A 5394-nucleotide genomic window follows, 5' to 3' on the forward strand; every position below is an offset into this window, starting at 1 on the left:
GAGGAGGCCCGCCGCCTCGCCCCGAACGAGCCCGACGTGCACTTCCTGTCCGGCAAGGTGGCGCTGGCCCGCGGAGACCTCGACTCGGCCCGCGGGCACCAGGAGCGCGCGCTCGCCCTTGACCCGGCGCACAGCGGCGCGATGAACGAGCTCGGCAGGATCCGGCTGCGCAGGCACGACACCGCGGGCGCGATCAGGCACTTCATCAACGCGGCGCGGACCACGCCAGGCGAGCACATCTACAGCAGGAACATCGACGTGGTCATCTTGCGCACGCTGTCCCGGATGATCTACGTCTTCGTGCTGGTCGCGCTGCTCATGCTGTGGGTGCCCGCCGTCATGCACGTGGACAGGTTCCCGTTCGCCGTCGGGTTCGGCGTGCTGGCGGCGGGCGCCGTCGCGAGCTTCGGCCTGGTGCTGCTGCGGCTGCCGCGGGAAGCGCGCGGGCTGGTCCGGCGCACGCTGCGCACCCGCCGGGTCGCGACGGCGCTGTTCGTCGCCATCGGCGGGGTGGCCGTCGCGTTCGCCGCCGTCGCGTTCGTGCCGCCCAGCGAGCTGCCGCAGACGCTGCCGATCGCCATCCTCATCACGATCGCGGCCAGGATCACCGCCACCGCCCGGCTCCGCTCACCAGTCAGCAAGAACCAGCGCCCTGGTGACCGCATGACCTGATCCCCGCGGGGGGATAGAGGGCTTCATGAGCAGTGACTTCTACGGGATCGAGCAGCTGCTGACCGACGCCGGACGGGACGCCGTCCGGCGCACCAGGGAATTCCTGGTCAAAGAGGTCGAGCCGGTGATCAACGGCTACTGGACGCGGGAGGAGTTCCCGTACCACCTGATCCCGGAGATCGCCGGCCTGGGCATCGCGGGAGTCGCCTACGAGGGCTACGGCTGCCCCGGCGGCGGCCCGCTGCTCGACGGGGTGCTCGCGATGGAGCTGGCCAGGTCGGACCCGTCCATGTCCACGTTCCTCGGCGTGCACAGCGGGCTGGCGATGGGCTCCATCTACCTGTGCGGCTCGGAAGAGCAGAAGGAACGCTGGCTGCCCGCGATGGCCCGGATGGAGAAGATCGGCGCGTTCGGCCTGACCGAGCCCGACGTCGGCTCGGGCGTGGCCGGCGGGCTGACCACGACGTGCCGCCGGGACGGCGACGAATGGGTGATCGACGGCCAGAAGAAGTGGATCGGGAACGCGACCTTCGCCGACTACATCATCATCTGGGCGCGCGACGCGGCCGACGGCCAGGTGAAGGGCTTCGTCGTGGAGAAGGGGACAGCGGGCCTGTCCACCACGAAGATGAAGGACAAGATCGCGCTGCGCGTCGTGCAGAACGCGTACATCACGCTCGACGGCGTGCGGGTCCCCGAGTCCAGCAGGCTGCAGCGGGCGACGTCGTTCCGGCAGACCGCCGCGGTGCTCAGGCTGACTCGGGCCGGCGTGGCCTGGCAGGCGGTCGGCTGCGCGATGGGCGCCTACGAGCACGCGCTCGCGTACGCGAAGGAGCGGGAGCAGTTCGGCAGGCCGATCGCGGGCTTCCAGCTCGTGCAGGACCTGCTGGTGCGGATGCTCGGCAACATCACCGCGTCGGCGTGCCTGTGCACCAGGCTCGCCCAGCTCCAGGCCGCCGGGGAGGCCGCCGACGAGCACTCCGCGCTGGCGAAGGCGTTCTGCACGGTGCGGATGCGGGAATCGGTCGGCTACGCCCGCGAGCTGCTCGGCGGCAACGGCATCCTGCTCGAGCACCAGGTCGGCCGGTTCGTGGCGGACGCGGAGGCGATCTACTCCTACGAAGGCACCAGGGAGATCAACACTCTCGTCGTCGGCCGCGCGATCACGGGCCTCAGCGCCTTCACCTGAGTGACATGATGGTCAGGTGACCTGGACCGCACCTGAGGTAACCCGGCAGGAAGGGCCGCTGGCCGGCGGCGAGCGGCCGATGCTGCAGGCCTTCCTCGACTGGCAACGGGCGACGCTGCTGAACAAGTGCGCCGGGCTGACCGGCACACAGCTGGCGGAGCGGGCGGTGCCGCCGTCGGAGCTGTCCCTGCTCGGACTGCTCCGGCACATGACGCGGGTGGAGCGCACGTGGTTCCGCCAGCGGTTCGCCGACGAGCCCATCGACGACGCCTACGAGCCGGAAGCCGCCTGGAAGGCAACCGATCCGGCACGGGCGGCCGCGGACTACGCGCGGTACACCGAGGAGTGCCGGCTGGCCGACGCGGCGGCGGACAACGCGCCGCTCGACGCCACGTTCACGCACAACGGGCAGACGGTGTCGCTGCGGCTGATCTACCTGCACATGATCGAGGAGTACGCCCGCCACCTCGGCCACGCCGACCTGCTGCGCGAGCGCATCGACGGCACCACCGGCGTCTAACAGCGGCTAACGGATATAGCTCGTCGCGGTTGACGATCATCCGGAGCAGGCCGCGCACATCGGCACGGGCCCGGCTGAAACGCTGATGAGCGTTGCCGACCTTGCCGCCGAGCTCGGCGAACCACTCCGGGTAGGCGACGCGCAGGGCCTGGTTGCCGTCGGCGTCGCACACGTCAGCGGCGACTAGCGATCTGAGGACCTGCTCGGCGACGCTGACGATGAGCTCGCTATAACGGCCGGGGTCGGAGGAACGGCCGGGTACCGCCGCGAACAGGGACGCGCGCTCTGCAATGAAGCGCTCTAGCCAGCCACGGGCGAGCAGATCGACGGCCACCGTCTCGTCGACCGGCCTGGGGAGCGCCCCACCGCTGATGTTGCCCTGATTCGCGTCGGCAAGACCCGTGAAATCGCTGGGCAGAATCGCCCCCAGCTGTGCGCGCAGGGCGTAGATGGCGCGGATCAGCACCCTGTAGAAGTAAGCCTTCAGGTCTTGGATTCCTCCCGGATCCTTGATCCGCGCCATCGAGTCATAGGTCTGCTGGAGGGCGTCCTCAGCTAGCTCAAGATCTCCGGCGCGTGCCAAGGCGAACCTCTTGACCTTCGCATCTTCTGCGATTGCCAGAAGTCTTTGAAGGTAATCCTGCCGTTCGGCAGGAGTTGCGGCGCTGGACATGGGCGCACCCCCGTCAAGCGGTGTCCCCAGACTGTCCCCGGACAGCTGTCAGAGAAAAGTCTCCTATAGCGACAATAGTCCGACAGCTACTGGGAGATGTCAACGAACTGGTCGGTAACAGTAGATGCCCGTTGCGCTTCTTCGCCTGCAGGTAGGCCACAGTCGTCGGCGTAGGCTGCGCCTGGAGGGGAACGTGGGCCACGGTGATGCCCGCTTTCTCCAGGGCTTCGATCTTGGCGGGGTTGTTGGTCAGCAACCGCACCGAGGTAAGGCCAAGCTCGTCGAGGATCTGCACCGCATCCGCATATTCGCGCGAGTCGTGGCTCAGGCCAAGCCTATCGTAGGCTTCATAGGTATCAAGCCCTTCTTCATTGTTTAGCAGGTAAGCATTTGCCTTTGCCCACAGGCCCGCCCCTCGGCCTTCCTGGTCAAGGTAGATCAGCACACCGCCCTGGACCGTGAGCAGTTCGCGTGACCTCTTGAGCTGCCACCCGCAATCGCATTCACGGGAGTCGAATACCTCTGAATACAAGCACCGTGAGTGGACCCTCACGAGGCAACCGTCCCGCACCTCGCCATAAGCGACAGCGGCATTCGAATAAACTTTTGGATCCGACCCAAAAGAGCTGTGCATTCGGACGGGAGCCGACCTGCCGTCGACCGAAATGTCATGCTTTACTGGCGCTGCAGTCACTGATTACCCCCGACGACGGTTCCGGCTCGTTCGTTGAGCAGCTCTTCAAAGGAAGTGATTTCGCCGTGCCTGGGAAGCGAGGACGAAGTGCCAAAGCGTTGTCCAGCAACCAGCATGGCATGATAAGCGTAATAGAAATCCTGCTGAGTTGCCATATGATGAACGGCGATTCGCGACGCCAAGCCGGCGGCAAAGGCGTCCATCGAGGCCGACTGGTCGGTGGTGATCAACGCGGCAGGCGGCGGCTGCACGAAATCGTCAGGTACACCATAGAAACGGCACTGGTTGGGGCCGAGCACGCAGATGGTGCCCACGCCGGCGAGCAGGAGCCGGTGGACGATGTCCTGCTCGCTGAGCGCGTCATCATCGTCCCCGGCGTCTTCAAGCATGTAGCGCAACTCCAGCTCGGTGGCGATCAGGTAGTCGATCAGGCGGAGCTTACTTGCCGCCAGCGGCGGACCCTCGATCGGCGGCGAGGCCGTGACGACAAGCGGGCACCGCTTCGACCGCTCGACCACCTCAAGGACCGTCACAACGGTGTCCCTGGGAGGTTCCAAAGTGAGCAGAACGACGGAAGCTGTCTCGATAATGCTCTGGAAGGCCGCGCGTCGCAGGAATGCGTTACTGATTCGAACTTCGTGCTCGTTCTTCCAGCCAATGTGCCAGTACGAGCCGTTCTTGGACGCGAGAACTACGGTCCGCGGGGACATGCTGCCGTGCCGCGTCTCCACGTAGTCCGCATCGACGCCTTCGGTGCGCAGGAATTCGAGAATTTCAGTTCCCGCCTGATCCGAGCCAAGTGCGCTGATCAGCCTCACCTTCGTGCCCAGGCGTGCTAGGCCTACCGCTTGGTTCAGTCCCTTGCCGCCGGGGCGTTCCTCGAACGCGTATGCCTGCACCGAGGTGTTGGGAGCCGGGATGTCCCTCACTCGGCAACTGACGTCGTGAACGGCCGCGCCAATGACGACGGCCGCGCGCTCATCCTTCTCTTGGTGCTCTTGGTTGGATCCGGTTATAACCGGTGGCCTTCGTTCCAGTTCCTCCCCAACCAGCACGCTGGCGAGCAGCCCAAGGGCGGCTTCCTCTTGCTCAAAGCGCAGGCTTCGTACGGTGGGCACCGGAGGCGGCTGCACGCCGCGCGCAGCGTGCAGCCTGTCCCATTCCTGAATCAGCGCAAGGCGCCGGTCCGAAAGCCCCTCGGCGTATAGATCCGCTTCAGCCCCCGCCTCCGCATTCAGCCGCAGCGAAAGGGCGGCATCGACGATCAGGCTCTCCGTGACCGGAAGTCCTGCTGCCGCCTCGCGGACCGCCTCAACGATCGCCGTGGCGCGATCAAGTCCCTGATCTTGGAGGTACCGGACTGAGGCAAGCCGCTCAAGTGTGTCGAGTGCCAGCGAGGTGCTCGTGATGCGATCGGGCCGCAGCCCAACCCGCGTGCGCAGGCTCTTCAAGGTTGCCTTGACGCCCGCAGCGGTCATGGGAGGGTAGTCCCAGCTCATAGTTGGCATCCCTGGGCGACAGCTGACTGATCTGGGCAATCATAGCGTCATTTGCAGGACAATTGTCTAGCAGACTGCCGACGCTCGTGTCAGTGATTTGCTACAACAACCCGCCGCAGCTGAGGGTGCGGGCGCCACCGGCGTCTA

The 5394-nt window shown here is 66.1% G+C and carries 5 protein-coding genes; 3 read left to right on the forward strand and 2 right to left on the reverse strand.

Annotated elements, in window-relative coordinates; all coding sequences use genetic code 11:
- The 3 genes from WA805_RS23025 to WA805_RS23035 form a co-directional block, all read left to right on the forward strand.
- Positions 1-672 (forward strand): tetratricopeptide repeat protein (locus WA805_RS23025; protein WP_425243384.1); only part of this gene is annotated, 672 nt, incomplete at its 5' end.
- A gap of 25 nt (positions 673-697) precedes the next feature.
- Positions 698-1861, forward strand: coding sequence for an acyl-CoA dehydrogenase family protein (locus WA805_RS23030; RefSeq protein ID WP_422290199.1), 1164 nt, complete (start codon positions 698-700; stop codon positions 1859-1861).
- A gap of 16 nt (positions 1862-1877) precedes the next feature.
- Entirely contained in the window at positions 1878-2381 is a 504-nt protein-coding gene (locus WA805_RS23035; RefSeq protein WP_422290197.1) for a DinB family protein, read from the forward strand.
- 686 nt (positions 2382-3067) lie between these two features.
- Here the strand turns inward: WA805_RS23035 and WA805_RS23040 are convergent.
- Together WA805_RS23040 and WA805_RS23045 are read right to left on the reverse strand one after the other, a co-directional pair.
- The gene (locus WA805_RS23040; protein WP_424559755.1) at positions 3068-3688 is read right to left on the reverse strand and encodes a GTP cyclohydrolase II; all 621 of its coding nucleotides are present in this window, start codon (positions 3686-3688) and stop codon (positions 3068-3070) included.
- A 56-nt stretch (positions 3689-3744) separates the two neighbouring features.
- On the reverse strand, positions 3745-5247 hold the full coding sequence (locus WA805_RS23045) for a PfkB family carbohydrate kinase (RefSeq protein ID WP_422286050.1): 1503 nt from the start codon (positions 5245-5247) through the stop codon (positions 3745-3747).
- Between the last annotated feature and the right edge of the window lie 147 nt (positions 5248-5394).

It is taken from the genome of Trebonia sp. (assembly GCF_049794275.1).
Taxonomy (GTDB): Bacteria; Actinomycetota; Actinomycetes; order Streptosporangiales; family Streptosporangiaceae; genus Trebonia.

Bases quoted from the DNA above. Each gene is read 5' to 3' on its own strand.
- WA805_RS23030 (WP_422290199.1), top strand. From the start codon at position 698: ATGAGCAGTGACTTCTACGGGATCGAGCAGCTGCTGACCGACGCCGGA.
- WA805_RS23040 (WP_424559755.1), bottom strand. From the start codon at position 3,688: ATGCACAGCTCTTTTGGGTCGGATCCAAAAGTTTATTCGAATGCCGCT.
- WA805_RS23045 (WP_422286050.1), bottom strand. From the start codon at position 5,247: ATGAGCTGGGACTACCCTCCCATGACCGCTGCGGGCGTCAAGGCAACC.